2 protein-coding genes and 1 tRNA gene are annotated in these 606 nt (G+C 38.0%); all 3 read left to right on the top strand.

Annotated features, from left to right (window positions below; genetic code table 11):
- Nucleotides 1-98 precede the first annotated feature (98 nt).
- A tRNA-Tyr gene (locus tag NE544_RS12085) sits at nucleotides 99-182 on the top strand.
- A gap of 140 nt (nucleotides 183-322) precedes the next feature.
- On the top strand, nucleotides 323-541 hold the full coding sequence (infA, locus tag NE544_RS12080; protein ID WP_117573900.1) for a translation initiation factor IF-1: 219 nt from the start codon (nucleotides 323-325) through the stop codon (nucleotides 539-541).
- Nucleotides 542-555: 14 nt separating this feature from the next.
- The coding region (gene rpmJ / locus NE544_RS12365; RefSeq protein WP_217256559.1) for a 50S ribosomal protein L36 at nucleotides 556-606 on the top strand (51 nt) is incomplete at its 3' end.

Below are 606 nucleotides of genomic sequence, written 5' to 3'. Positions count from 1 at the left end.
GAACTTCAGCCTTCCAAGCTGACTACGTGAGTTCGATTCTCATCACCTGCTCCATTTTATTTATAACAATCTTCTGATTGTTCTTTTTTTTAAAAACTGGAGAAGTAGCGAAGTGGCTAAACGCGGCTGACTGTAACTCAGTTCCTTTTGGTTCGGCAGTTCGAATCTGTCCTTCTCCACCACTTGAGAGTAACACGACTTGTAAAAGTTGTTTTTTTTTTAATTTAGGCTTGGCTATTCAAAGCTTTTTTGTTAAAATGGTAGATGGCATTTTATGCCTAACATCATTTCATTTTTTGATAGAAGGAGGAGTGTAGGATTCATGGCTAAACAAGATATGATCGAAATTGATGGTATCGTAGTTGACACTTTACCCAATGCAGCTTTTAAAGTTAAATTGGAAAACGGACACGAGATTCTAGCTCACGTTTCTGGTAAAATCCGTATGCATCACATTCGCATTTTACCAGGTGATCGTGTTACCGTTGAAATTTCACCGTATGACTTAACACGTGGGCGTATTACATTTAGACGCAAATAAGGAGACGATTAAAGATGAAAGTAAGACCATCTGTTAAACCAATCTGCGACAAGTGTCGAGTAATT

Source organism: Holdemanella sp. MSK.7.32, assembly GCF_024460475.1.
Lineage (GTDB): Bacteria > Bacillota_I > Bacilli_A > Erysipelotrichales > Erysipelotrichaceae > Holdemanella.
This window is presented reverse-complemented; position numbering and strand designations above follow the sequence as displayed.